This window comes from Nostocoides sp. F2B08 (genome assembly GCF_009184895.1).
Taxonomy (GTDB): domain Bacteria; phylum Actinomycetota; class Actinomycetes; order Actinomycetales; family Dermatophilaceae; genus F2B08.
In genome coordinates, this window is sequence record NZ_WESE01000001.1 from 200643 (window position 1) to 224657 (window position 24015).

Below are 24015 nucleotides of genomic sequence, written 5' to 3' on the forward strand. Positions count from 1 at the left end.
TGTGGACTGCCTCATCGCCGCGCCATGTCGTCACGGTAGCCCTCGATGACCTCATCCGGCGCTCCGTCGTCGACCAGGACGCCGTCCTCGAGACGGAGCACGCGGTCGCACTCGCCGACCAGGTCCAGATCGTGCGAGACGACGACGAGGGCGGGTGCGACCTGACCCGCCCACGGGGCGTCCGGGTCCCCATCCTCGGTCAGTCCCCAGAGGACCGCCGCCATGGCGCGCGAGTTGCTCAGGTCCAGCAGTGTGGTCGGCTCGTCGCAGATGAGCAGCTCGGGCTCTCGGACGAGTGAGGCGGCGAGCGCGAGCAGCTGCTTCTCGCCACTGGACAGCCGATGTGCGGGCGCGTCGGCGAGATGACTCAGCCCGAAGCGGTGCAGGGCCGTCGAGACCCGGGCGGCCCGGGTCTCGCGGTCGAGCCCACTGCGCCGGAGTGAGAAGTCGACGTCCTCACGGACCGTCGGCATGACGATCTGGGCATCCGGGTCGGCGAAGCAGAAGCCGATCCGCGACCGTGCCTCCCGACCATCGCGAGCCGGGTCGATTCCCACCACCGTGACCGCGCCGGATGTCGGCGCCGTGAGGCCGCCCAGGACGCGCGCAAGAGTCGACTTCCCTGAGCCGTTCGGCCCGATGACCCCGAGACGGCGCTCGGTGACCCTGACCGACACCCGGTCGAGAATCCTCCGCCCTCCGACCGCCACGCTCAGCTCGTCCAGCTCGATGACGGCCGGTGTCACGGGGCGCGCTCCACGGCCATGGCCACTCCCTGGCCCCCGCCGACGGCGATGGCCGCCAGACCGCGAACACCCCGGCCCTGCCGGACGAGCGCCGTGAACAGGCGTACGGCGAGGACGGCACCAGACGCACCCCAGGGGTGCCCGAGAGCGAGCGCACCTCCGTCGGAGCACACGCGCTCCTCGGGCAGCTCCAAGGCGTCGCAGCACGCTAGGACCTGAACCGCGAACGCCTCGTTGATCTCGACCCGGTCCACAAGGTCCCAGTCCGGGCCCGAGGCACCCTCCGCCGCGAGGCCGCGTAGGGCTCGCACCGCGGGGACCGGGCCGAGCCCGGGAAGCGCCGGGTCCACCCCGCGCTGCGCGATGTCCAGCACGCGAAGACCCGGCAGACCCCACCGTGACCTGAGCTCTTCGGAGACCACGACGACAGCGGCCGCGCCGTCGTTGACCCCGGTCGCGTTGCCGGGGGTCACGGTCCCGGCCGGATCGAAGATGGGGCGCAGCCGGGCCAACCGTTCCGCGGTCATCCCGGGCCGGAGCCGCTCGTCGCGAGCCACGCCCCCGACGGGGACGAGCTCGACATCGAAGCACCCCTTCGCCTGCGCTTCCCAGGCGCGCGCGAAGGACCTCACCGCGTAGGCATCGGCGCGTTCCCGGGTGATGCCGGCATGCCGGGCCAGGTCGTCGGCCGCCGCACCCATGTCCGGGTCGGGAAACCCCTCGGGAGCGAAGGGAGCCCGAGCATACTGTCTGCCGTCCGGGGTGATCCTCGTCGGAGCGGTCGAGGCGCTCTCGGCGCCGCCGGCGACCACCACGTCGCAGCGCCCGGACCGGACCGAGTCGGCAGCGGCGACGATCGCCGCCAGGCCGCTCCCGCATTGCAGGTCGAGGGTCCGGGCGGCGACGCCCGGAGCGAGACCGGCCCGGAGTGCGGCGACGCGAGCGATGTTGCCGCCCGGGCCCATGCAGTTGCCGAGGACGACCTCGTCGACCCGAGCGGGCTCGGGCAGGTCCTCGACCAGGGCGGAGATGACCGCCGCCCCCAGACCGTCCACGGGGACCTCTCGCAGAGCGTGGCCGGCGGTTCCGATCGGCGTGCGACGGGCGGCGACGATGACGGGGGTGCGGCGGTCCGCGGTCAGCTCCACCGACGCACCTCACCGGTCTCGATGGCGAGGACGATCGCTGCGTCGTCCGGCTTGCCCGCCGACGTCGCCGGAAGACGGTCCGCCGCGAACCAGTGCACCGGGCGGGCCGCGACGGGCAGCCGCGATCGGCAGTGGGCCGAGACCTGTGCGCGCTCGCCGCCGACGACAACCGCCGCGATGACCTGTCCGAGCCGATCGTGCGGTCGTCCGAGGACACGGCAGTCCGTCACGCCGGGAGCCTCCCGCAGCACTGACTCGATCTCTGCCGTGCTGACGCTCAGTCCTCCCGTGACGACCCACCCCTCCCGTCCGTGCACCACCACGACACCGTCATGCGAGACCGTCCCGCGGTCGCCGACGGTGCACCACCGGCCGTCTCGCAGGAGCGGTCCGGACGCACCGTCCGCATAGCCGTCGGCCGTCCACGGGCTGCGCACCCAGAGGACGCCGGCCCGCTCCGCGACCTCCACCATCGGAAAGGGGCTCAGACGCTCCCGACCCATCGCGACGAAGGACAGCTCCGCCGCCCCGTAGTACCGCAGCACGTCGATGCCGACGTGCCCGGCCCGGGCCGCGGTCCGAGCGCCCAGGGCGGCTCCGGCAACGACGGCGAGACGCAGTCCGCCCTGCCCGAGCGGGACAGGCACGTCGCGCTGCGCCTCGAGGACGTCGTGCAGCATGGTCGGGGTCAGGTGCGCCACGGTTGCGTCGGCGATGGCCCCGGGGTGCCACCTCTCGGACTCGACGAGACGCGCTCCGAGATGGGCGGCGTGCGCCCTGGCGTAGACGAACATCGAGCTCGAAGGGCCGACGGCGGCGACGACGTCGGTGTCGGAGATCCCGGAGATCCGGGTGAACGGCTCGAAGGAGTCGACCCACGACTCGACCGTCCGCACCACGACCCGTGGTGATCCGCCGGTCGTCCCCGACGTGGGGACTCTCAGCAGCTCGCCGCCGTCCCAGTACCCGGCACGGGACAGGACGTCAGTCCAGCTCACCGGTCCGGCAGCGCCCGCCGGACACCTACGGCGACCAGGGTGGCGAGAACGGCCTTGATGAGGTCGCCGGGCAGGAAGACGAGGCCGGCGACCGGATCGGCGCCGGTCCGCCACACGAGGACCGGGATGCCGACGAGGTAGACGGCGCCGATCCCTCCGACCACGGCCGCCGTGAACGCGGCGAGGGGGAAAGGCAGGCGCGTCTCGAGGTGCTCCCTGACCCATCCTGTGACATAGGCCCCGAGAACGAAGCCGACGAGATAGCCCGCCGACGGTCCGGCGAAGACCCCCAGGCCGCCTCGGCCTCCGGAGAGCAGGGGAAGGCCCACCGCCACGAGGGCCAGCAGGACGACGACGGCCAGGGCGCCACGTCGCGGTCCCAGGATCAGACCCGCCAACATCACACCCATGGTCTGCAGGGTGATGGGGACGGGCAGACCGACGGCGATCGGCGGCACGATCCCCAGCACTGCGATCAGGGCGGCGAACGAGGCGATGAGCGCGAGGTCGGTGCTCGTCGATCGCGGTGTCTCGGGTGGCCGCCGGCTTCCTGCCTCGGTCTCGGTGCGCAGCATGGGATGGGGCTCTTCTCTGGCTCACGGCGTCCGGTCCGCGGGCGCTCGACGTGTGTCGAGGACGACGATAGCGAGGAACCGGCGCACGCGAGGAACCGACCATCGCGCGGACGCGACGGTGACGGGAGGCCGACCCCGGGTCGGCCTCCCGTCGGGGGTCCTGAGGAGGGGCCGGCGGGCGGCCCGCCGGTCAGCCCTTGGCGGCCTTGACGGCGTCGGTCGCCTGCGGCAGGACCGAGAAAAGGTCACCGACGACACCGAAGTCGACGAGCTCGAAGATCGGCGCCTCCTCGTCCTTGTTGACCGCGACGATGGTCTTCGACGTCTGCATACCGGCCCGGTGCTGGATCGCACCGGAGATTCCACACGCGACGTAGAGCTGTGGAGAGACCTGCTTGCCGGTCTGGCCGACCTGGTGGGAGTGGGGGTACCAGCCCGCGTCGACCGCAGCGCGGGATGCGCCCACTGCGGCACCGAGACTGTCGGCGAACTCCTCCACCTTGCTAAAGTCGCCGCCGGTCCCCCGCCCGCCGGACACGACGATGGCCGCCTCGGTCAGTTCGGGGCGACCGGTCGACTGCTTCTCGGTGGACTCGACGATGCGGGCCGCCTTGGCCGCGTCGGACACGGCCAGGTCGAGCGGGGTCTGCACGGCCGCGCCGTTCGACTCCTCCGGGGCTGCGGAGTTCGGCTTGACCGCGATGATCGGCGTCCCCTTGGTCACCGTCGCCGTGACGGTGTATGAGCCGGCGAACACGGACTGGGTCGTGACGATCCCGCCGTCGGGGCTCGCCTGCACGTCGACGGCATCGGTGATGAGGCCGGACTCGGTCTTGATCGCGAGTCGGGCCGCGATCTCCTTGCCGGCCGGGTTCGCAGGGATGAGGACCGCCGCCGGCGAGGTCTGCTCGACCAGGGCGGCGAGAACCTCGGCCTGCGGAGCGACGAGGTATCCGGTGACGTCGTCACCGGAGGCGACGTAGACCTTCTCCGCACCGAACCTCGCGAGCGCCTCCGTGGCCGACTCGACGCCGTCACCGACGAAGACCGCGGACGGCTCGCCGATGCGGCGCGCGATGGTGAGGAGCTCAGCGGTGGTCTTGCGGACCTCACCGCCGGCGTGGTCGACGAGGACGAGAACTTCGGACATACGTGATCAGCTTCCTTCGGGGGTCTCGTCAGATGAACTTCTGGGAGGCGAGGAACTCGGCGAGCCTGGCTCCGCCGTCACCCTCGTCGGGCACGATCGTGCCCTGCTGGCGCGGCGGGCGCTTCGTGACGTCCTCGACCTTCGTCCAGGCCGCGCCCAGGCCGACCTGGGAGCTGTCGATGCCGAGGTCGGCGAGGCTCCACCGCTCGACCGGCTTCTTCTTCGCCGCCATGATGCCCTTGAACGACGGGTAGCGCGGCTCGTTGATCTGGTCGGTGACCGAGACCAGGGCTGGCAGCGACGCGGTGATGGTCTCGGAGGCGGCGTCTCCGTCGCGTCGGATCGTCACCGTGTCGCCGTCGACGGTCAGCTCGGAGGCGAAGGTCACCTGCGGGAGCCCGAGGCGCTCGGCGAGCATCGCCGGAACGACGCTCATCGACCCGTCGGTCGAGGCCATGCCGGTGAGGACGAGGTCGGCGCCCCCGATCTTGCGGATCGCCTCGGCCAGCACGAGGGACGTCGCGGGGGCGTCCGAACCGCTGATGGCGGCGTCGCTCACGTGCACACCCTTGTCGGCACCCATCTGCAGGGCCTTCTTGACGGCGTCGGCTGCCTGCTCGGGACCGATCGTGAGGACGGTGACCTCGCCCTCGCCGGCCTCGACGAGCTTAAGCGCCTCCTCGACGGCGTACTCGTCGAGCTCGCTCAGCAGGCCGTCGACGTTCTCGCGGTCGGTCGTGTTGTCGGAGGCGTCGAAACCCCGCTCGGACTGTGCGTCCGGAACGTACTTGACGCAGACGACGATGTTCATCCGGTCGTCCTTCCCGTATCGGTGGATGGTGGGGTGCTTCTCGGTGAAGCGGCCGCCTCGTGGGGGCGACAGTCACCGACCATCCTCGCACCGCATACGAGGTCCCTCCCACGCATCACCCACGTGACGCTCCCCACGTAGGACGATCGCGGGCGCTGTCGGGCGCACAGGTCGACGTCCCCGGCCCTCGGACCGGGGACGTCGAGCGGGACCGTCAGCGGGTCAACGCGTCCCAGAGGGCGACGATCACATCGTGCGAGACGGCTGCGACGCCGCCGTAGACGTCAACCCGCACCACGGTCGGGTGACTCTCGATGTAGTCACGCGTGGGGGTGGCCAGGACGTCGGTGTAGGTCAGCAGCATCGGCCAGTTCTGCGCAGCTGCGTCGGCACCGCCGGAGAGGCCATCGGGGAAGTCCCAGCCCTTGGCGACACCCACGCCCATGGGGAACTCGAAGAACTCCTCCGCGACGAGCTGCGCGGTGTGGTAGCGAGTCGTCCCCACGACCGGCGTGAACGCTGGAGCCGCCGCTGCGGCCGGTCCGCCGACCGCGTACTTGAGCGCCTCGGGCTGGCTCGCCAGGTATGCCGCGGTGGCAGCGGGCATGACGCCGTCCTGGGTCAGGACGACGACGCCGTTGCTCCAGGCCGCGGCAGGTCCGGCGGCCAAGGCGTCGGGGAAGTTCAGGCCCGTCGTGGCGAGGACCGTGAGGGGGGTGCCGATCTCCTCGGCCACCATGACTGCGGTCTCGTAGCGGGTCGGGCCCGCGATCCGCTTGACCGTGTAGCCCTTCGCCACGAGTGCGGCCTCGACCGACGCGGAGACGCCGTTGACCCCGCCCACGATGTAGACCGTGCCGTCGTCCGGGAGAACCCGGTCGATCTCGGTGGCCACGCGCGGGTCGAGGAGCAGCCGGGTCAACAGGATCGGTGCGTCGACCTTCTTCGACAGCGGGACGGACACGAGTGCGTCGGGGAAGTCGTCCGAGCGGGTCAGGACGACCGCTCCCGCCGCGTCGTCGGCGAAGCGCTCCTGTGAGAGCAGGATGGCGGTCTCGATGCGGTCCACCCCGCCGACCTGGGTCACGGCCGAGGGGGCGAGGAGTGCGAGCTTCTGGTCCTCCGTCGTGTCCTGACCGATGGCGTCGAAGTAGAAGCCCTCGATGACCTCGTTCGCGTGGTAGTACGCGATGACGCTGCGCACGTCGTCGACCCACTGGGCGAAGCCCAGCACACCGGTCAACTCCGCGTCGTCGACGGCGTCGTCGGCGAGCGCGGTCAGGTTGGTGAACGGGACGACGTCGAGGATGCGGTCGACCCGCCAGGTCAGCGACGGGACGTGCAGCCAGGTGACGCTGCCCACGAAGTACTCGGACCGGGTGTAGGTGAAGTCCGAGTAGTCGACGAAGAGCTCGGCGGGGACGTCGACGCCGTCCGTCGCGTCGGGGTCGGCGGACTGGTTGAACTCGACGGTCCAGCCGTCCGGGGCGACCCAGCCCGCGGGCGGGAAGGGGATGATCCGGTTGTAGTAGAGGACCGCGTCGATCGACAGCGGGACCTCCTTGCCGGAAGCCGCTCCCATCGAGGCGCCGGCGAGCATCCACGCGTCGAGCGGGTCGATGAAGGCCGGCGGTCCGGCGGTCACCTCGTCGTGGATCTCGAGACCGGGAAGGGTTCCCGTCTTCATGATCGTCTGATAAATCGCCGCGTTCTCCGGCGAGGCGTCGATCGGCACGCCATCGGTCGTGATCCGGCCGGCGCCGTCGAGGGTGATGTTCGTCGCGGCGAGCAGGCGTTCGTTGACGGCTGCGAGCTTGGAGGCGATGACCGCCTCGGACGTCCGGACGAAGTTGAGGCGTTCGAGCTCGACCTCGGAGACGTACGTCAGGTAGTCGGCCTGCGGGTCGCAGGCCCCGACCTCGACATCGGTGGGCGGAACGTAGCCGTCCTCCGTCATCAGTTCACCCATGAGCGGCACCAGCCACACCTGCCGACCATCGACGGGATTGGTCACGGGCGCGATGCCCGGGATCTCCGCGTACGAGACCGGTTGGACGCAGTACTCGGTCGTCTCGCCGAGCTCTGCGTCGGTGTAGGTGAAGTCCGCCAGGATCGGCGTTCCGTTCTCAGCCCGATGGAGGAAGACGAGGTCGGCGTACAACTCCCCGCTACCGCCGCCGCCACCGCCGCCTCCACCACCGCCGCCTCCGGGACCCTGCGCAGCGAGGGCCGAGGCCGGGGCGACGAGAGCGGCGACGGCAAGGGCGACGAATGTCCGTGCAGTCCTCGAGCGAACCATGGCGTGCTCCCATTCCAGCGTCGTACGACGCGTCCCTGGGGCGGGGACCGGGCGGGATCCTGGTGAGCCCATGCCCACAAGAGTCCCCGTCGGGACTCACACTGCTCCCCCGTGGCGCGTCGATCCACGGTTGGGGACATGACCTTCGTCACGTGGTCGAATGCTGTGCGACACAACAGAATTCATCTGCGATGGTGAGGCCGTGAGACACGGTATCGGCCGTTCGGACGAGGAGCCTGCCCAGCGCGACGGGTCAGGAGCCGCTGAAGGTGGCCTTTCCGGGCCCGTTCTCCACGAACGACTGCATCCCGGCCTTCTGGTCGTCGGTCGCGAACAGGCCGGCGAAGAGCATGCGTTCGATCTCCAAACCCGACTCGAGGTCCACCTCCAGACCGCGGTCCACCGCCTCCTTCGCCGCGCGCAGGGCCAGGGCCGGACCACCCACGTAGGGCTGCAGCCGGGCCCTGGCGGCGGCGTACACGGCGTCCGGCTCCTCGCTGTCGACCACCTCGTCGACCAGGCCGATGGCCAGCGCCTCGTCGGCGGAGACGAACCGACCGGAGAAGATGAGCTCCTTGGCACGGGCCGGGCCCACGAGTCGGGCGAGGCGCTGCGTGCCACCGGCCCCCGGAATGATCCCGAGCAGGATCTCCGGCTGACCGAGACGGGCCTTCCTGGCCGCCACCCGGAAGTCGCATGCGAGAGCGACCTCACACCCGCCGCCCAGCGCATACCCGGTGATCGCGGCGACCGTCGGTTTGGGGATACGGGCCAGGGCCCTGGTGAAGTCCTGGAGCAGCGTGGAGTGCTCCGCCATCTCCGCGTAGGACATGGTCGCCATCTCCTTGATGTCCGCCCCCGCGGCGAAGACCTTCTCGCCTCCGTAGACGATGACCGCGGCGGCGTCGCGGTCCGACCCGACCTCGGCGCACGCGGCGGCCAGCGCTCCCTGGACCTCGGCGTTGAGGGCGTTCATCGGCGGGCGATCGAGGCGGATCGTCGCGATCCCCCCGTCCCGCTCGACCCGTACCACCTCACTCACGCGACTCACCCTCGCTCCCGTCGTCCGCGGACGCCGCATCGCCGGCGACGGCGTCCGGCCGGTCGTCGCCGTCGCCGGCGGTCGCATCGGCGGCCGCCCTGCGCTGCTCGGCGATCCGCTCCGCGAGCTTCATGATCCGCTCATGCCACTGCTGGACCGTCGCGAGCGTGATCTGCACGCTGACCGACACGAGGTTCTTCACCGCCGTGGTGTCGGTGACCAGGTGTTCGGAGGTGACGACGAGCGCGTCGTTGCCGATGCCGGTCTTGACCATCGTCATCGACAGGTTGACGTCGTTGCACACCGAGAGCTGCATCACCTTGTCCTGGGGCACCGGGTCGGCCAGCTGCCACTGGCCGAAGACCCGCATGATCTTGACCTCGGACTCCAGGCACCGGACGAACATCTGCTGGTCGTTGGCCGTGAAGGCGACGTCGCCCTCCTTGTCGAGGTTCGGCTCGAGACCGAGGTCCTGCAGGGCGTCGATGACGAGCCCGCGCAACGGGTGCTCGTCGGCGGGCGGTGGGAAGCTGGGGAGGGCGGTGGGATCACTCATGCGTCCCACCGTATCCCCGCCGCCCGGGCCCGTGACGTCCACACGGCCGGACGGCGCTCCGGTCCACGGCTCCCCTCCCTAGGATGGGTCACCATGTCGCCGCCCGCGCGTCCCCGCCACCCCCGCTCAGCCCGTGACCTCCCTCCCCTACCCGGGGTGACGCTTCGGGACGGGGGCGCCGACGTGTCCGTGTACGCCGGCCACGCGGACGGCATCGACCTCTGTCTCTTCGAGCCGGGCGACCTCACCGGGGAGAGCGAGCGACGCATACCCCTGCCCGAGAGAGCGCACGGCTGGTGGTGGGGATTCGTGGAGGGCCTCGGTGCGGGACAGCGCTACGCGCTGCGCGCGCGCGGCCCATGGGCGCCCGACCTCGGGCTCAGGTACAACGAGAACAAGCTGCTGCTCGACCCGTACGCGCGCGGGATCGAGGGTGCCGTGCGCCTCGGCCCCGAGTCGTACGCCCACAAGGTGCGGCGCAGCGACTGGCGCGGAGACGGGCAGATCCCCTCCGCGCTGGACTCGGCCGCGCACATGCCGCGCGGTGTCGTCCTCGACAACGGATTCGACTGGGGCGAGGACCGACCTCCGGGGACACCGCTCACCGAGACCGTCGTCTACGAGACCCACGTCAAGAACCTCACCATGCGCCACCCGGCCGTGCCCGCGGAACTGCGCGGGACCTACGCCGGACTCGCACACCCGGCGGTCATCGAGCACCTGCAGCGCCTCGGCGTGACCGCCGTCGAGCTCCTCCCGGTGCAGGCCTCCACCTCCGAGGCCCATCTCGTCCAGCGCGGACTGACCAACCACTGGGGATACAACACCCTCGGCTTCTTCGCCCCGCACGCCGCCTACGCCTCGACGACCGACCCCGGAGGCGTCCTCGCGGAGTTCAAGGGCATGGTCAAGCTTCTGCACGCGGCGGGAATCGAGGTCATCCTCGACGTCGTCTACAACCACACGTGCGAAGGGGACTCCCATGGGCCGACGTACTCGTGGCGCGGGCTCGACAACCGGGCGTACTACCGGCTCGACGATCGGGGCGCCGACGTCGACTTCACCGGCTGCGGGAACAGCCTCAACCTGAGGCACCCCATCGTCGCCCAGATGGTACTCGACTCCCTCCGGTACTGGGTGACCGAGTGTCACGTGGATGGCTTCCGGTTCGACCTCGCGGTCACCCTGGGACGGGGACGGACCAGTGAGTACGACCCCGACCACCCCTTCCTCGTCGCGCTCCGCGTCGATCCCGTGCTCTCGCGGGTCAAACTCGTCGCCGAGCCGTGGGACGTCGGACCGGGAGGATGGCGCACCGGTCAGTTCCCACCGCCGTTCGTCGAGTGGAACGACCGCTTCCGGGACTCGGTGCGCACGTTCTGGCTCAGTGACGTCCGCGCGGCTCAGCACGGGCACACCGGTCACGGAGTCCGCGACCTCGCCACCAGGCTGGCCGGCAGCCAGGACCTCTTCGCGGCGCGCGACCGTGGTCCGCTGGCCTCGGTCAACTTCGTCACCGCACACGACGGCTTCACGCTCGCCGACCTCACCGCCTACAACCGCAAGCACAACGGCGCCAACGGTGAGGGCAACCGCGACGGCACCGACGACAACCGCTCCTACAACCACGGTCGCGAAGGATGGGCCGACGCCAGCGCGTCCATCCTGCGGGACCGACGCCGTTCCATGCGCAACCTCATGGCAACCCTCCTCCTCGCGAACGGCGTCCCGATGCTCAATGCTGGAGACGAGCTCGGCCGGACCCAGTGGGGGAACAACAACCCCTACTGCCTCGACATCGAGGAGATGTGGGTCGACTGGGACCTCGAGCCGTGGCGAGAGGACCTGCTCGAGACCGCCCGGTTCCTGACCGGCTTGCGGCGCCGCCATCCCGTCCTGCGGCAACGAACCTTCCACACCGGTCAACCCGTGTCGGCCGACGGCTCCCTCGATGTCGCCTGGTACGGCACCGACGGGGCCGAGCTCGACACGAGGGCATGGGAGTCGGCGGCGACGCACACCCTCCAGATGTTGCTCGACGGCGCGTGGCTCGACACCGACAGCCTGCTCATCGTCCTCCACGGCGGCGGACGAGCATCGTCCGTGAACCTGCCCAAGGCCCCTGGGCTGCTCGGGTACTCGCTCCTCTGGGACTCCACGTGGGAGCACCCGTCCGAGGGAGCCGACTCGCCCGCCGCGCAGGGCGCTCCCCTCCTGCCCGGCACGCCGGTGACGGTCGAGGCTGCGAGCCTGCGCGTCTACCGCGCCCAGGATCCGACGTGAGGACAGCGCGTCCTGCCTCAGTGTGCGACCTTTCGATAGCGTTGGGCGGGTGACGCCACCGACAGAGCCGCACGTCCCCTCCCCCGCGCTCGAGCCGACCACGTCGGCCCGGCCACCCCTCTCGGAGCCTCCCCAGACCCCGCTCGGCCGGATCCCCGTCCAGGACGTGCGGCCGAGCGTCGACGAAGGCCGCCTGCCCGCGAAGTCGGTCGTGCACGAGGAGTTCGTCGTCACCGCACGTGTCTTCCGCGAAGGACATGACGCGGTGAACGCCAGCGTCGTCCTCGTCGACCCCGACGGCGCGGAGACCGTCGTGCCCATGGAGTGCACCAACGAGGGTCTGAGCACCTGGGAGGCCACCGTCTCGGCGACCCGGACCGGAACATGGCACTACCGGGTGGAGGGGTGGTCCGACCCCTACGGGACCTGGCGCCACGACGCGATGATCAAGATCGCGGCGGGAGTCGATGTCGACCTGATGCTCGAGGAGGGTGCTCGGGTCTTCGAACGGGCCCTCGCGGACGTCGACCGGACGCCTGACCAGCAGCGCATCCTCGAGGACGCCGTCGCCGGACTACGGGACACCTCGGTCGGCACCCAGGTCCGTCTCGACGCGGGCGCCGGAGAGCCGGCCCGCACGGAGATGACCGAACGTCCGCTGCGCGAGATGGTCAGCCCGAGCCCCGCATACCCCCTGCTCGTCGAGCGCGAGCTCGCCCTCACCGGCGCCTGGTACGAGATCTTCCCCCGGTCCGAGGGGGCGGTCCGCGACCCGCGGACGGGTCGGTGGAGGAGCGGGACCCTGCGCACCGCCGCCCAGCGACTCCCGGCCATCGCGGACATGGGTTTCGACGTCGTCTACCTCACCCCGATCCACCCGATCGGCTCGGCCGCCAAGAAGGGTCCGAACAACAGTCTCGACGCCGGACCGGACGACCCCGGCAGTCCGTACGCCATCGGCTCCCCCGACGGCGGCCACGACGCCATCCATCCGGAGCTCGGGACGTTCGAGGACTTCGACTACTTCGTCGCGCGCGCGCAGGAGCTCGGCCTCGAGGTCGCCATGGACCTGGCGCTGCAGTGCTCCCCCGACCACCCCTACGTCACCCAGCACCCGGAGTGGTTCACGACCCGCGCGGACGGAACCATCGCATACGCCGAGAACCCTCCCAAGAAGTACCAGGACATCTACCCGCTGAACTTCGACAACGACCCGGTCGGTGCCTACCGCGAGATGCGCCGCGTCATCCAGGTGTGGATCGACCACGGCGTGAAGATCTTCCGGGTCGACAACCCGCACACCAAGCCCGTCCAGTTCTGGCAGTGGCTCATCGCCGATGTCGCCGAGGACCATCCCGAGGTCATCTGGCTCTCGGAGGCCTTCACCAAGCCGGCGATGATGCACACCCTGGCCAAGGTCGGCTTCCAGCAGAGCTACACCTACTACGCCTGGCGCAACACCAAGCACGAGCTCGAGGAGTACTGCCGGGAGCTCGCCGGCGATGCGGCCGCATACATGCGTCCGTCGTTCTGGCCGACGACCCACGACATCCTCACCCCCTACATGCAGTTCGGCGGACCCACAGCCTGGAAGCTGCGGGCCGCGCTCGCCGCCACCCTCGTCCCGACCTACGGCATCTACACCGGTTACGAGCTGCACGAACACATCGCCCGTCCCGGCGCCGAGGAGCAGATCAACAACGAGAAGTACGAGTACAAGGACCGCGAGTGGTACCGCTACGAGCCCGGCGGCGACCGGGAAGGTCAGTCGCTCGCCGGCTATCTCACGAGGATCAACGAGATCCGCCGCGCCCACCCGGCGCTGCACTGGCTGCGCAACATCGTGTTCCACCACGCCGATGACGAGAACGTGATGGTGTTCAGCAAGCGCCGAGTGCTCCGCGACGGGAGCGAGGACATCGTCCTCGTGGTCGCCAACCTCGACCCACACAGCACGCGCGAGACGCAGGTCCGGCTGTCCATGCCCGAGCTCGGCATGGACTACTACGACCGGTTCGTGGCCCGTGACGAGATCACCGGCTCCGAGTGGTCCTGGGGCGAGCACAACTACGTCCGCCTCGGCCCCGAGAACGAGCCCGTCCACGTCATCTCGGTGCGGAGGTGACCGTGCAGGGCCTGAACCTGAGCCAGCCCGGGCTACGGCACGACACCGAGTGGTACAAGACGGCGGTCTTCTACGAGGTCCTCGTGCGCGCCTTCTCGGACACCACGGGATCGGGCACCGGCGACCTGCAGGGGGTGATCAGCCGACTCGACTATCTCCAGTGGCTGGGCGTCGACTGTCTGTGGATCCCGCCGTTCTACGCGAGCCCGCTGCGCGACGGCGGCTACGACATCGCCGACTACACCGCGGTCCTGCCCGAGTTCGGCACGATCGAGGACTTCCGCCAGCTCGTCGCCGAGGCGCACGCCCGCGGCATCCGCATCATCACGGACTTCGTCATGAACCACACGAGCGACCAGCATCCGTGGTTCCAGGCGAGCAGGTCCGATCCCGACGGGCCCTACGGGGACTTCTACGTCTGGTCCGACACCGACGAGAAGTACCAGGACGCCCGCATCATCTTCGTCGACACCGAGGAGTCGAACTGGACCTTCGACCCGGTGCGCCGGCAGTTCTTCTGGCACCGCTTCTTCTCGCACCAACCGGATCTGAACTACGAGAACCCGGCCGTGCTCGAGGCGATGAAGGACGTCGTGCGGTTCTGGATGGACCTCGGGATCGACGGGTTCCGGCTCGACGCCATCCCCTATCTCATCGAGGAGGACGGCCACAACGGCGAGAACCATCCGCGCACGCACGACATCGTCGCGGACGTCCGGGCCATGGTCGACAGCGAGTACCCGGGCCGGATCCTGCTGGCCGAGGCCAACCAGCCGCCGCACGACGTCGTCGACTACTTCGGCACCGAGGATCGACCGGAGTGCCAGATGTGCTTCCACTTCCCGGTCATGCCGATGCTCTACTACTCACTGCGTGAGGAGCGCGCGGCGCCGATCATCGACGTGCTCGCCGACACCCCCCCGATCCCGGCGTCCGGCCAGTGGGGCACGTTCCTGCGCAACCACGACGAGCTGACCCTCGAGATGGTCACCCCGGAGCAGCGGGCCGCGATGTACGGCTGGTACGCACCCGATCCTCGGATGCGGGCCAACGTCGGCATCCGGCGACGGCTGGCGCCCCTGCTCGACAACTCGCGCCCCGAGCTCGAGCTCATCCACGCGATGGTGCTCAGCCTGCCGGGTTCGCCGTGTCTCTATTACGGCGACGAGATCGGGATGGGCGACAACATCTGGCTCGAGGACCGGGATGCCTCTCGCACTCCCATGCAGTGGACGCCGGACCGCAACGCCGGCTTCTCGGGCTCGGACCCGGGTAAGCTCTACCTCCCGGTCATCACCTCACTCGTGTTCCACTACAACTCGACCAACGTCGAGGCGCAGATGGCGCACAGCTCGTCGCTGCTCCATTGGCTGCGCGGCATGCTGGCGGTGCGCAAGGCGCACCCCGTGTTCGGCCTCGGCGACTTCACCATGGCCGCGAGCAGCAACGACCACATCCTCGCCTTCGTGCGGTCGCACGCCGAGCGGCTCCCGGCCGAGGACCGCTCGGCGCAGGCGGTGCTCTGCATCAACAACCTGTCCTCGCGACCTCAGGCGACCCGGATCACGCTGCCGGAGGGGTATGCCCGCGCCGTCACCTTCGACCTGTTCGGCGGGTCCGGGTTCCCCGACATCGACGACGACGGCACCATCTCGGTGACGCTCGGGTCCCGTGACTTCTTCTGGCTCGGGTTGATCCCCGCCGTGGAACCCGAGGAGCGGCGTGGCTGAGATCCACCGAGGGACCTGGATCAGGCCCACCAAGACCGAGCTGCTCACCGGGTGGATGGGAGCGCAGCGATGGTATGCGGCGAAGGGCTCCACGCCCGACCTCACCGTCCTCGCGGCCTGGCGGCTGCCGGACCCCGAGGGTGACGTCGGCATCGAAACCCTCCTGGTGTCCGACTCGGCCGGGCCCGAGCCGGTGACCTACCAGGTCCCGCTCACCTACCGAGGTGGTCCCGTCGACGCGCTGGCCCACGCCCTCGTGGGCACGATGGAACACGGCGTCCTCGGCCCGCGATGGGTCTACGACGGTGCCCACGACCCGGTGTACGCAGCGGCACTCATGAGCATGATCCAGTCCGAGACCCTCGCCGAGTCGAGCAGCGAGAGCGACACCCTCGATGAGCGGTTCACCGGGCACACCGCCTCCTCCTGGCACTCGCGGGTCACGGTCCTGGGCAGCAAGGTCCTCGTGGGTGAGCAGTCCAACACGTCCGTCATCCTCGACGCCGCTGACACGGACGGCACGCCGACGCCGGTGATCGTCAAGATCTTCCGGACGCTCTCCGATGGGGACAACCCGGACGTGGTCCTCCAGAGCGCCCTCCGGGAGGCCGGGTGCCGCCGGGTGCCCGACGTCGTCGGATCCGTCGTCGGCTCCTGGCCGTCCGCACCGACCGCCTCCGGCTCTCTCAGTCCCGGGCTACTCAGTTCCGGGCACCTCGCGTTCGCCCAGGAGTTCATCGCCGGCTCCGAGGATGCCTGGCGGGTAGCGCTGCGGGCGGCCGGCGCAGGGACCGATTTCGCCGCCGCGGCGCGAGAGCTCGGAGCAGCGACGGCCGAGGTCCACACCGCCCTCGCCGAGGCGCTGCCGACGAGGGCGGCCGGTCCTTCCGACATCGCGCGCATCACCGCGGTCACCCGCCGCCGCCTCGCCGCCGCAAGCGCTCTCGTGCCCGAGATCGCCACCCGGGCCGACCAGATCGAGACGGCCATCAGCGCCGCCGAGGCTGCGTCCTGGCCGGCGCTGCAGCGCATCCACGGGGACTTCCACCTCGGTCAGGTGCTGCACTCGCCTGAGCGCGGCTGGCTCCTCCTCGACTTCGAGGGAGAACCGTTGCGGCCACTCGCCGAGCGGTCCCTGCCGGACTCGCCCTTCCGCGACATCGCCGGGATGCTCCGGTCCTTCGACTATGCGGGCGGCTCCGTCGAGCACGACAGGCCCGGGAGCAGCGCGCGCGCCTGGGTGGACAATGGCGTCACCGCCTTCCTGGAGGGATACGCCGGAACAGGCCCCGATCCGCGCGAACGTCATGACCTGCTGCGGGCCTTCCTCATCGACAAGGCGCTCTACGAAGTCGTCTACGAAGCCCGCAACCGCCCGACGTGGTTGGCCATCCCGGTGGCCGCCATCACCCGCCTCCTGGAGCATCCAGGGGAGCACGACGAAGAGAGAGGTGCGAGCTCGTGAGCTCAACCCCCACCCACGAGGTCCCCGGCGCGATCGCCGCGCTCGTCCAAGGCCGCCATCAGCAGCCCCATGACCTCCTCGGTCAACACGTCGTCGAGCACGGCCTCCTGGTGCGGGCCTTCCGACCCCTCGCGAGCCGGGTCCGGGTGCGTTTCGAGGACGGGCAGCTGCTCGAGCTCGAACACGAGGCACAAGGAGTCTGGCGTGGCGTGCGTCCGCACACCGAGCGGACGATGGACTACCGCATCCTCACCACCTGGAGCGACGGGATCGAGCACCAGAACGACGACCCCTACCGGTTCACCCCGACGCTCGGCTCCATCGACCTGCACCTCATCGGCGAGGGACGCCATGAGCAGCTCTGGACCGTCCTCGGTGCCCACGTTCGCCGCTACGACGGCCCACTCGGTCACGTCGTCGGCACCTCGTTCGCAGTCTGGGCACCGCGCGCTCGAGCCGTCCGGGTCATCGGGGACTTCAACGACTGGGACGGCGCGGGGCACGCCATGCGCCTGCTCGGCTCCAGCGGCGTCTGGGAGCTGTTCGTCCCCGGCGTCGGCGAGGGTGCAGCCTACAAGTACGAGATCCGCGGCGCCGACGACCAGGTGCGGGCGAAGGCGGACCCCCTCGCCCGGCGGACCGAGGCCCCGCCGCGGACTGCCTCCGTGGTCACCGAGAGCTCCTATGAGTGGGGTGACTCGGAGTGGCTCGAGCGTCGGGCGAGACACGACGCCCACACCGGCCCGATGAGCATCTACGAGGTTCACCTCCAGTCGTGGCGGCAGGGTCAGACCTATCGGGACATGGCCGAGCACCTCGTCAACTACGTCGTGGACCTCGGGTTCACGCACGTCGAGCTGCTGCCCGTGATGGAGCACCCCTACGGCCCCTCCTGGGGCTACCAGGTCACCGGCTACTTCGCCCCCACGGCTCGGCTCGGGACCCCCGACGACTTCCGCTACCTCGTCGACCGTCTCCACCAGGCCGGCATCGGGGTCATCCTGGACTGGGTCCCGGGGCACTTCCCCAAGGACGCGTTCGCGCTGGCCCGGTTCGACGGCCTGCCCCTTTACGAGCACCCGGACCCGCGACGGGGCGACCAGCCCGACTGGGGAACGCACGTGTTCGACTTCGGCCGCCGGGAGGTCCGCAACTTCCTCGTCGCCAACGCGTGCTACTGGCTCGAGGAGTTCCACGCCGACGGGCTCCGGGTGGATGCCGTGGCCTCGATGCTCTACCTCGACTACTCACGCAGCGACGGCCAGTGGCTGCCGAACGAGTACGGCGGACGGGAGCATCTCGAGGCGATCGGCCTGCTCCAGGAGGCGAACGCCACCGCATACAAGCGCAACCCCGGCATCGTCATGATCGCCGAGGAGTCCACCTCGTGGCCGGGGGTGACCAAGCCGACCGGGGAAGGCGGGCTCGGCTTCGGTCTGAAGTGGAACATGGGGTGGATGAACGACTCGCTGCGATACCTCGGCCAGCAGCCGATCCACCGGCAGTACCACCACAACCTGCTGACCTTCGCGCTGATGTACGCGTTCAGCGAGAACTACGTTCTGCCCATCAGCCACGACGAGGTCGTCCACGGCAAGGGCTCGCTGCTGAACAAGGTGCCCGGCAGCCGTTACGACCAGCTCGCGACCCTGCGCGCCTACCTCGCCTACATGTGGTCCCACCCCGGAAAGCAGCTTCTCTTCATGGGATCCGAGTTCGCACAGCCGGGCGAGTGGGCCGACGGGCGCTCACTCGACTGGTGGCTCCTCGACCACGCCGCGCACTACCGGGTGCACGCGCTGGTCAAGGAGCTCAACGCCCTGTACCGCCGGCACGAGGCGCTGTGGCGGCTGGACTCCTCGGCGGCAGGCTTCGAGTGGCTCGACGCGGACGACAACGGCGGCAACACCGTCTCCTACCTCCGGTTCGCGGATGCGGAGCGGACCGGCGACGTCCTCGCCGCGGTGGTCAATTTCAGCGGTGACCCCAAGGAGTGGATCCGGATCGGCCTCCCCCGCGCCGGACGCTGGCGCGTTGCGCTCGACACCTCGGGCTTCGACGAGTTCAGCTCGCCCTCACAGGCCGACCGGGTGCTCGACGCGGAGGCCGAGCCGTGGCACGGCCAGCCGTACAGCGTGACGGTGCGTCTCGCGGCCCTCAGCGCGCTGTACCTCGTGCCGGTGGACGAGCCCACGGTCCCCGGCGACGTGGTCGACGACGCGCCCGCATCGCAGTCCACCCCCGGGGAGAACGCCCCGGACGACCGCGCTGACGACCTTCCCATGCCGGCGACGGCGGACGACGGAGGCGACGACGACAGGAGCCAGGCATGAGCAGCGACCGCGCCGGGACCCCGGCCCGTTACGAGGACCTCGTCGATGTGGCCCATCTGGTGACGGCCTACTACACCCGCAAGCCGGATCCCGAGGACGTCGACCAGCAGGTCGTCTTCGGGACCTCCGGGCACCGGGGGTCGAGCCTGCGGACCTCGTTCAACGAGGACCACATCCTCGCCACGACCCAGGCGATCGTCGACTACCGGCGCGCACAGGGCTTCAACGGCCCGTTGTTCCTGGCCCGGGACACCCACGCGCTGTCGGAGCCCGCCTGGGCGACGGCGCTCGAGGTCCTTGCGGCCAACGACGTCACGGTGCTGGTCGACGCCGCTGACCGCTACACGCCGACACCTGCCCTCTCGCACGCCATCCTCCGGGCCAACCGGGGGAAGGTGACCCGCATCGACGACCTCACCGCACCGGGACTGGCGGACGGCATCGTCGTCACGCCGTCGCACAACCCGCCCCAGGACGGAGGCTTCAAGTACAACCCTCCCCACGGCGGACCGGCCGACTCCGCGGCCACGTCCGCCATCGCTGCCGCGGCCAACGAATACGTCGCGGCCGCTCTCGAGGGCGTGCGCCGCATCCCGTTCGCCCGCGCGCGTGCGGCGGCCACCGCATACGACTTCCTCGGCACCTATGTCGACGACCTGCCGCAGGTTCTCGATCTCGAGAAGGTCCGCGACGCGGGGATACGGATCGGGGCCGACCCTCTCGGCGGTGCCGCGGTCGACTACTGGGGCGCGATCGCGGAGCGACACCGGCTCGACCTCACCGTGGTCAACAACCGGGTCGACCCCACGTGGCGGTTCATGACGCTGGACTGGGACGGCAAGATCCGGATGGACTGCTCCTCCCCCTCGGCGATGGCGGCGCTCATCGAGCAGCGCGACGCCTTCGACATCGCGACCGGGAACGACGCCGACGCGGACCGCCATGGGATCGTCACGCCGGATGCCGGTCTGCTCAACCCCAACCACTACCTCGCGGTCGCCATCCAGTACCTCTTCGGCGGCGCCCGGCCGCAGTGGCGTGCCGACGGCTTCGTGGGCAAGACGCTCGTCTCCTCCTCGATGATCGACCGCGTTGCCGCCGACCTCGGCAGGCGCCTGGTCGAGGTCCCGGTCGGGTTCAAGTGGTTCGTCCCCGGACTGCTCGACGGCTCCGGGCCTTTCGGTGGCGAGGAGTCGGCCGGAGCGTCCTTCCTACGCCGCGACGGCTCGGTCTGGACGACGGACAAGGACGGGATCCTGCTGGCCCTCCTCGCCTCCGAGATCCTCGCCTCGACGGGCAGTACCCCGAGTGAGCTGTATGCCGAGCTGACCAGGCGGCATGGCGAGCCGGCCTACGCGCGAGTCGACGCACCCGCGGATCGCGAGCAGAAGGCTCGGCTGTCCGCTCTGTCTCCCGAGGACGTCACCGCAGACGCCCTCGCCGGCGAACCGATCGTCGCCAAGCTCACCGAAGCGCCCGGCAACGGCGCCGCGATCGGAGGACTCAAAGTCGTCACCGAGTCCGCCTGGTTCGCCGCGCGACCGTCCGGCACAGAGGACGTCTACAAGATCTACGCCGAGTCCTTCGAGGGACCCGAGCACCTCGCGAGGGTGCAGGCGGAGGCGCGGGAGGTCGTCGACGCGGCGCTGAGTCGCTGAGGAGCGGGCCACTCCGCCGGAGGGCTCCCCAGAGGAATCGGCACGGTCTCGCTCCCCGCGGCACGTGACCGGAGTCCACTCACCCCAGGCGGGTCGTCTCGTCCTTGATCCAGAGGTCGATCAGACCACCGAAGTGGCCCTCGAACCGGTCCCATTCGTGGGGCGGGTAGGTCGACCGGATGGTGCTCGTCAGCAGCGCCCGGAAGGAGTCCGAGGCCACCCAGTCGAGCACCATCTCGTCGACGTGCGGCAGTGAGGTGGCGCAGAAGTCCCGGTACCGCTCGGTCTCGAAGTGCTCGTCGCAGAGCCGCTGGTAGGCCCCGAGACGCGTTCCGTAGTCGAGCGAGTCGTCGTCGGCGATCTCGAACCACGGTCCGCTGTCTACCTGGGTTCGTGCCCTGCGGTCGGTCACCACGCAGTACGTGGACCACTTGAGCAGAGCCTTCATCGCCCAGGGGAAGTAGTAGTGCAGCGACGTGACGGCGACGTCCGGGCAGGCGTTCGCGTAGTCGATCGGATAGATCACGTCGTCCTTGACGAGCATCTCGCAGCTGTTGAACTCCCAGCGGAAGAACGCGTTGACGGTCTGGCTGATCGTGATCGCCTCCTGGCCCGCGGCGTCGGACAGGAACCCGTGCGAGACGGCGTAGCGGTCGTGCATCGGCTCGTCCGGCTGGAACTTCATCACCATGGACTCGGGACCGATCGTCAGGGCCCTGGCGAAGACGTCGTAGTCGTCGATCGACTCCTGCAGGTGCATGAGCATCTCGCCGGACTCGTCGTAGGCGCGGTGCAACGCATCCCGGTCCTTGATCCGGGAGACCCCTCGCCAGCCCCCGCCGTCGAAGGGCTTCATGAAGAGGGGGTAGCCGAGATCCTCCGCCAGCGCGTCGAGGTCGAAGGACTGGTTGTACTTGGCCGAGGTGTAGGCCCATCGAGCGTTGTCGACAGGGTTCTTGTACGGCACCAGGACGGTGTTCGGAACCTTCATCCCGAGCCGGATCAAGGCGCAGTAGGCCGAGTGCTTCTCCATGGACTGGAACGTGAACGGGCTGTTGAGCAGGTAGACGTCGTCCATGAGGGACGCCTTCTTCAGCCATTCCCGGGGGTGGTAGTACCAGTAGGCGAGGCGGTCGACCACCAGGTCCTGGCGGGACCGGTCGCGCAGGTTGAAGGGCTCGATCGTCATCCGCTCGGTGCGGATCTCGTGGGAGCCACCGTCCGGCGCCGTGATCACGCCGAGACGTGCGGCGATCGTCTCGAAGGCCGTGGGCCAGTCCTCCTCGGCACCGAGCAGGAGGCCGATGAGGTGGGAGCGGTCGGCGGATCCGGTCATGGGTCGTCTCTCCTTGGGTGCCGGTGTGGCTGTCAGACGAAGCGGGGAAGGTGCGCGGCGAGCTGTCGATGCCACCAGGGCCAGTCGTGGGCGCTGTCGTGGCCCCAGACGTCGAGTTCGTGCGGGATGCCCTTCTCGGCGAGGGCCTCCGCGAACGCGAGCGTGCCCGGGTATGCGCGGGTCGGGTCCCACTCGAACGGGCCCTGACCGACGACGAGGAGGAGCGAGACCCGCGAGCGCAACCACTCGAGATGGTCCCCGTGCAGGTTGGGCACGAAGGACATCGGATTGGCGAAGTACGTCGCGTCACCCGTCTCACCGAAACCACGGAAGCTCGCCGGGTCGTAGTTGCCCGACATGGCGATCGCCAGCGGGAAGAGGTCCGCACGGCTCAGAGCGCACTGCACCGCGTGGTAGGCACCCATGGACACACCGCTGGTGATGATGTCGGTCGGGCCGCCGAGCTCGTCGTAGATCCACGCGACGACGGAGTCGGTGATCCAGCGCTGGTAGACGCCGTACCGGTGCGCACGCTCCTCGGTCGGGACGTCGTATGCCGACCAGGTCCAGTCATCGAGTGTGTCGACCGTGAAGACGGTCACCCTCCCCGCGTCGATGAGCGGCGCGATGGCGTCGATGAGTCCGAAGTCGGCCGGTTGCCAGGCCTGCCCGGCCTCGGAGGGGAACATCAACAGCGGCCGTCCGAAGTGGCCGTACCGGATCACCTGGAGGTCGCGGGGGCCGCCGGTCACGGTCATCCTGCGCTGGGTGACCCGTCCCTGGAAGAGCATGGGGAAACACTAGTGTGCGGCGGGCCTCCCGGCGAGGACTGTCACAGACCGATCACCACGTGGTCGACAGGACGTCGGTGAGCACCGGCTCGAGGGCGTCGCGCCACCCGATGAAGGTGTGCAGGTCAGGCACCTCGTGGTGCGCTACGCGGTGACCGGCGCGCCGCAGGGCCGCCGCGACCCGGCGGTTGTTCGGCGCGTTCTCCTCACGCTCCCCGCAGGTCATCCCCACGACGAGGGGGCTTCCGGTTCGGGGCAGGTCGCGGATCGCGGCGACATGTGCGGCGATGCGGTCGTAGTGGCGGAAGGTCCGCTCGCCGGGGTCGGTCGACGCATGGAAGAAGGACCCGGACTGCGCGACGGCCCCACTGATCCGCGGGTCGGTCAACGCCGCAAGAACCGCCGTGAGTCCGCCGAGCGATGCCCCGAGGACGGTCACGGGCCCGGACCTCGGGAACCGGTCGTCGAGCTCCTGGAGGACGGGCCCCGTCAGCTCCTGGAGGAAGGCGTGGGAGCCGGCGTAGGACTCCTCCCGCCGGGTCGCGGACAGGAGCGCCAACCGGACCGGCGGGACGTGCCCCTCGGCGATCAGATGCGCGCAGAGTCGGGTGAGCGACGCATACCTGTCGTAGTCCGGACCATCGAGGACGAGGAGGAGGCCGGCCGGCTCGGACGCGACCAGTCCGGCCGGTGACCAGACGGTCAGCTCGACCGAGGCCGTGAACGGCCTCGTGGCCGGCATCGGGTCATACCGTCCTGGCGCGACCTCCGCCGACGTCCACGCCGGCGGCCGGTACCCGGGCGCCCGCCAGACCGACCGGTGCCCGTCTGGGGTGTCGACGAGGTCGGCGTTGGCGGGATCGAGGACCGTGACCACGCGGTGGCCGCGCGTCACCTCGAACCGGTACTCGAACCGGTCGACGGGCGGGCGCGGGAGGGAGATCTCCCAGTCCCCCGTGCCCATCCGGC

Annotated in this window: 18 protein-coding genes; 6 read left to right on the forward strand and 12 right to left on the reverse strand. The window is 69.9% G+C overall.

Going from position 1 to position 24015, the window contains the following annotated elements; all coding sequences use genetic code 11:
• Positions 1-11: 11 nt before the first annotated feature.
• From GA707_RS00905 to GA707_RS00950, 9 genes are all read right to left on the reverse strand, one after another.
• Positions 12-746: an energy-coupling factor ABC transporter ATP-binding protein gene (locus GA707_RS00905; RefSeq protein ID WP_152176543.1), complete on the reverse strand. Its 735-nt coding sequence runs from the start codon at positions 744-746 to the stop codon at positions 12-14.
• Complete coding sequence (locus tag GA707_RS00910) at positions 743-1894, reverse strand: thiolase family protein (protein WP_370459960.1); 1152 nt, start codon at positions 1892-1894, stop codon at positions 743-745. The genes GA707_RS00905 and GA707_RS00910 overlap by 4 nt, the downstream gene beginning before the upstream one ends.
• Complete coding sequence (locus GA707_RS00915) at positions 1885-2892, reverse strand: AMP-binding protein (RefSeq protein ID WP_193315104.1); 1008 nt, start codon at positions 2890-2892, stop codon at positions 1885-1887. The genes GA707_RS00910 and GA707_RS00915 overlap by 10 nt, the downstream gene beginning before the upstream one ends.
• Complete coding sequence (locus tag GA707_RS00920) at positions 2889-3467, reverse strand: biotin transporter BioY (protein WP_152176545.1); 579 nt, start codon at positions 3465-3467, stop codon at positions 2889-2891. Before GA707_RS00920 ends, GA707_RS00915 begins: the two co-directional genes overlap by 4 nt.
• A 190-nt stretch (positions 3468-3657) precedes the next feature.
• The gene (locus GA707_RS00925) at positions 3658-4617 is read right to left on the reverse strand and encodes an electron transfer flavoprotein subunit alpha/FixB family protein (protein WP_152176546.1); all 960 of its coding nucleotides are present in this window, start codon (positions 4615-4617) and stop codon (positions 3658-3660) included.
• 28 nt (positions 4618-4645) lie between these two features.
• On the reverse strand, positions 4646-5428 hold the full coding sequence (locus tag GA707_RS00930) for an electron transfer flavoprotein subunit beta/FixA family protein (RefSeq protein ID WP_152176547.1): 783 nt from the start codon (positions 5426-5428) through the stop codon (positions 4646-4648).
• A gap of 214 nt (positions 5429-5642) precedes the next feature.
• Complete coding sequence (locus GA707_RS00935) at positions 5643-7727, reverse strand: cell wall-binding repeat-containing protein (protein ID WP_193315105.1); 2085 nt, start codon at positions 7725-7727, stop codon at positions 5643-5645.
• A gap of 253 nt (positions 7728-7980) precedes the next feature.
• Complete coding sequence (locus GA707_RS00945) at positions 7981-8769, reverse strand: enoyl-CoA hydratase/isomerase family protein (protein ID WP_226963442.1); 789 nt, start codon at positions 8767-8769, stop codon at positions 7981-7983.
• Entirely contained in the window at positions 8762-9325 is a 564-nt protein-coding gene (locus GA707_RS00950) for a YbjN domain-containing protein (protein WP_152176551.1), read from the reverse strand. Before GA707_RS00950 ends, GA707_RS00945 begins: the two co-directional genes overlap by 8 nt.
• Positions 9326-9481: 156 nt before the next feature.
• Between GA707_RS00950 and glgX the strand changes: the two genes are divergently transcribed.
• Genes glgX through pgm form a run of 6 tightly spaced genes read left to right on the forward strand, consistent with a single transcriptional unit; the run spans position 9482 to position 20919 of the window.
• Entirely contained in the window at positions 9482-11608 is a 2127-nt protein-coding gene (gene glgX / locus GA707_RS00955) for a glycogen debranching protein GlgX (protein ID WP_370459961.1), read from the forward strand.
• A 49-nt stretch (positions 11609-11657) separates the two neighbouring features.
• Complete coding sequence (locus GA707_RS00960; RefSeq protein WP_370459962.1) at positions 11658-13733, forward strand: alpha-1,4-glucan--maltose-1-phosphate maltosyltransferase; 2076 nt, start codon at positions 11658-11660, stop codon at positions 13731-13733.
• 2 nt (positions 13734-13735) lie between these two features.
• A complete protein-coding gene (gene treS / locus GA707_RS00965; protein WP_152176554.1) occupies positions 13736-15463 on the forward strand; it encodes a maltose alpha-D-glucosyltransferase in 1728 nt (575 codons plus the stop codon).
• Positions 15456-16928: a phosphotransferase gene (locus GA707_RS00970; RefSeq protein ID WP_152176555.1), complete on the forward strand. Its 1473-nt coding sequence runs from the start codon at positions 15456-15458 to the stop codon at positions 16926-16928. Before treS ends, GA707_RS00970 begins: the two co-directional genes overlap by 8 nt.
• Entirely contained in the window at positions 16925-19261 is a 2337-nt protein-coding gene (gene glgB, locus GA707_RS00975; RefSeq protein ID WP_152176556.1) for a 1,4-alpha-glucan branching protein GlgB, read from the forward strand. The genes GA707_RS00970 and glgB overlap by 4 nt, the downstream gene beginning before the upstream one ends.
• On the forward strand, positions 19258-20919 hold the full coding sequence (gene pgm / locus GA707_RS00980; protein ID WP_152176557.1) for a phosphoglucomutase (alpha-D-glucose-1,6-bisphosphate-dependent): 1662 nt from the start codon (positions 19258-19260) through the stop codon (positions 20917-20919). The genes glgB and pgm overlap by 4 nt, the downstream gene beginning before the upstream one ends.
• 79 nt (positions 20920-20998) lie before the next feature.
• On the opposite strand, the gene GA707_RS00985 is transcribed toward pgm, so the two are convergent.
• From GA707_RS00985 to GA707_RS00995, 3 genes are read right to left on the reverse strand one after another with little or no spacing between them, the layout of a single operon-like run.
• Positions 20999-22255: a RimK family alpha-L-glutamate ligase gene (locus GA707_RS00985; protein ID WP_152176558.1), complete on the reverse strand. Its 1257-nt coding sequence runs from the start codon at positions 22253-22255 to the stop codon at positions 20999-21001.
• A 32-nt stretch (positions 22256-22287) separates the two neighbouring features.
• Complete coding sequence (locus tag GA707_RS00990) at positions 22288-23046, reverse strand: esterase family protein (RefSeq protein WP_226963443.1); 759 nt, start codon at positions 23044-23046, stop codon at positions 22288-22290.
• Between the two features lie 52 nt (positions 23047-23098).
• Positions 23099-24010 (reverse strand): esterase family protein, encoded by a 912-nt coding sequence (locus GA707_RS00995; RefSeq protein ID WP_152176559.1) that lies wholly within the window; start codon positions 24008-24010, stop codon positions 23099-23101.
• Positions 24011-24015 lie beyond the last annotated feature (5 nt).

Coding starts and splice junctions, on each gene's coding strand:
- GA707_RS00920 (WP_152176545.1), bottom strand. CDS start 3,467: ATGCTGCGCACCGAGACCGAGGCAGGAAGCCGGCGGCCACCCGAGACA.
- GA707_RS00925 (WP_152176546.1), bottom strand. CDS start 4,617: ATGTCCGAAGTTCTCGTCCTCGTCGACCACGCCGGCGGTGAGGTCCGC.
- GA707_RS00930 (WP_152176547.1), bottom strand. CDS start 5,428: ATGAACATCGTCGTCTGCGTCAAGTACGTTCCGGACGCACAGTCCGAG.
- GA707_RS00935 (WP_193315105.1), bottom strand. CDS start 7,727: ATGGTTCGCTCGAGGACTGCACGGACATTCGTCGCCCTTGCCGTCGCC.
- GA707_RS00950 (WP_152176551.1), bottom strand. CDS start 9,325: ATGAGTGATCCCACCGCCCTCCCCAGCTTCCCACCGCCCGCCGACGAG.
- pgm (WP_152176557.1), top strand. CDS start 19,258: ATGAGCAGCGACCGCGCCGGGACCCCGGCCCGTTACGAGGACCTCGTC.
- GA707_RS00985 (WP_152176558.1), bottom strand. CDS start 22,255: ATGACCGGATCCGCCGACCGCTCCCACCTCATCGGCCTCCTGCTCGGT.
- GA707_RS00990 (WP_226963443.1), bottom strand. CDS start 23,046: ATGCTCTTCCAGGGACGGGTCACCCAGCGCAGGATGACCGTGACCGGC.
- GA707_RS00995 (WP_152176559.1), bottom strand. CDS start 24,010: ATGGGCACGGGGGACTGGGAGATCTCCCTCCCGCGCCCGCCCGTCGAC.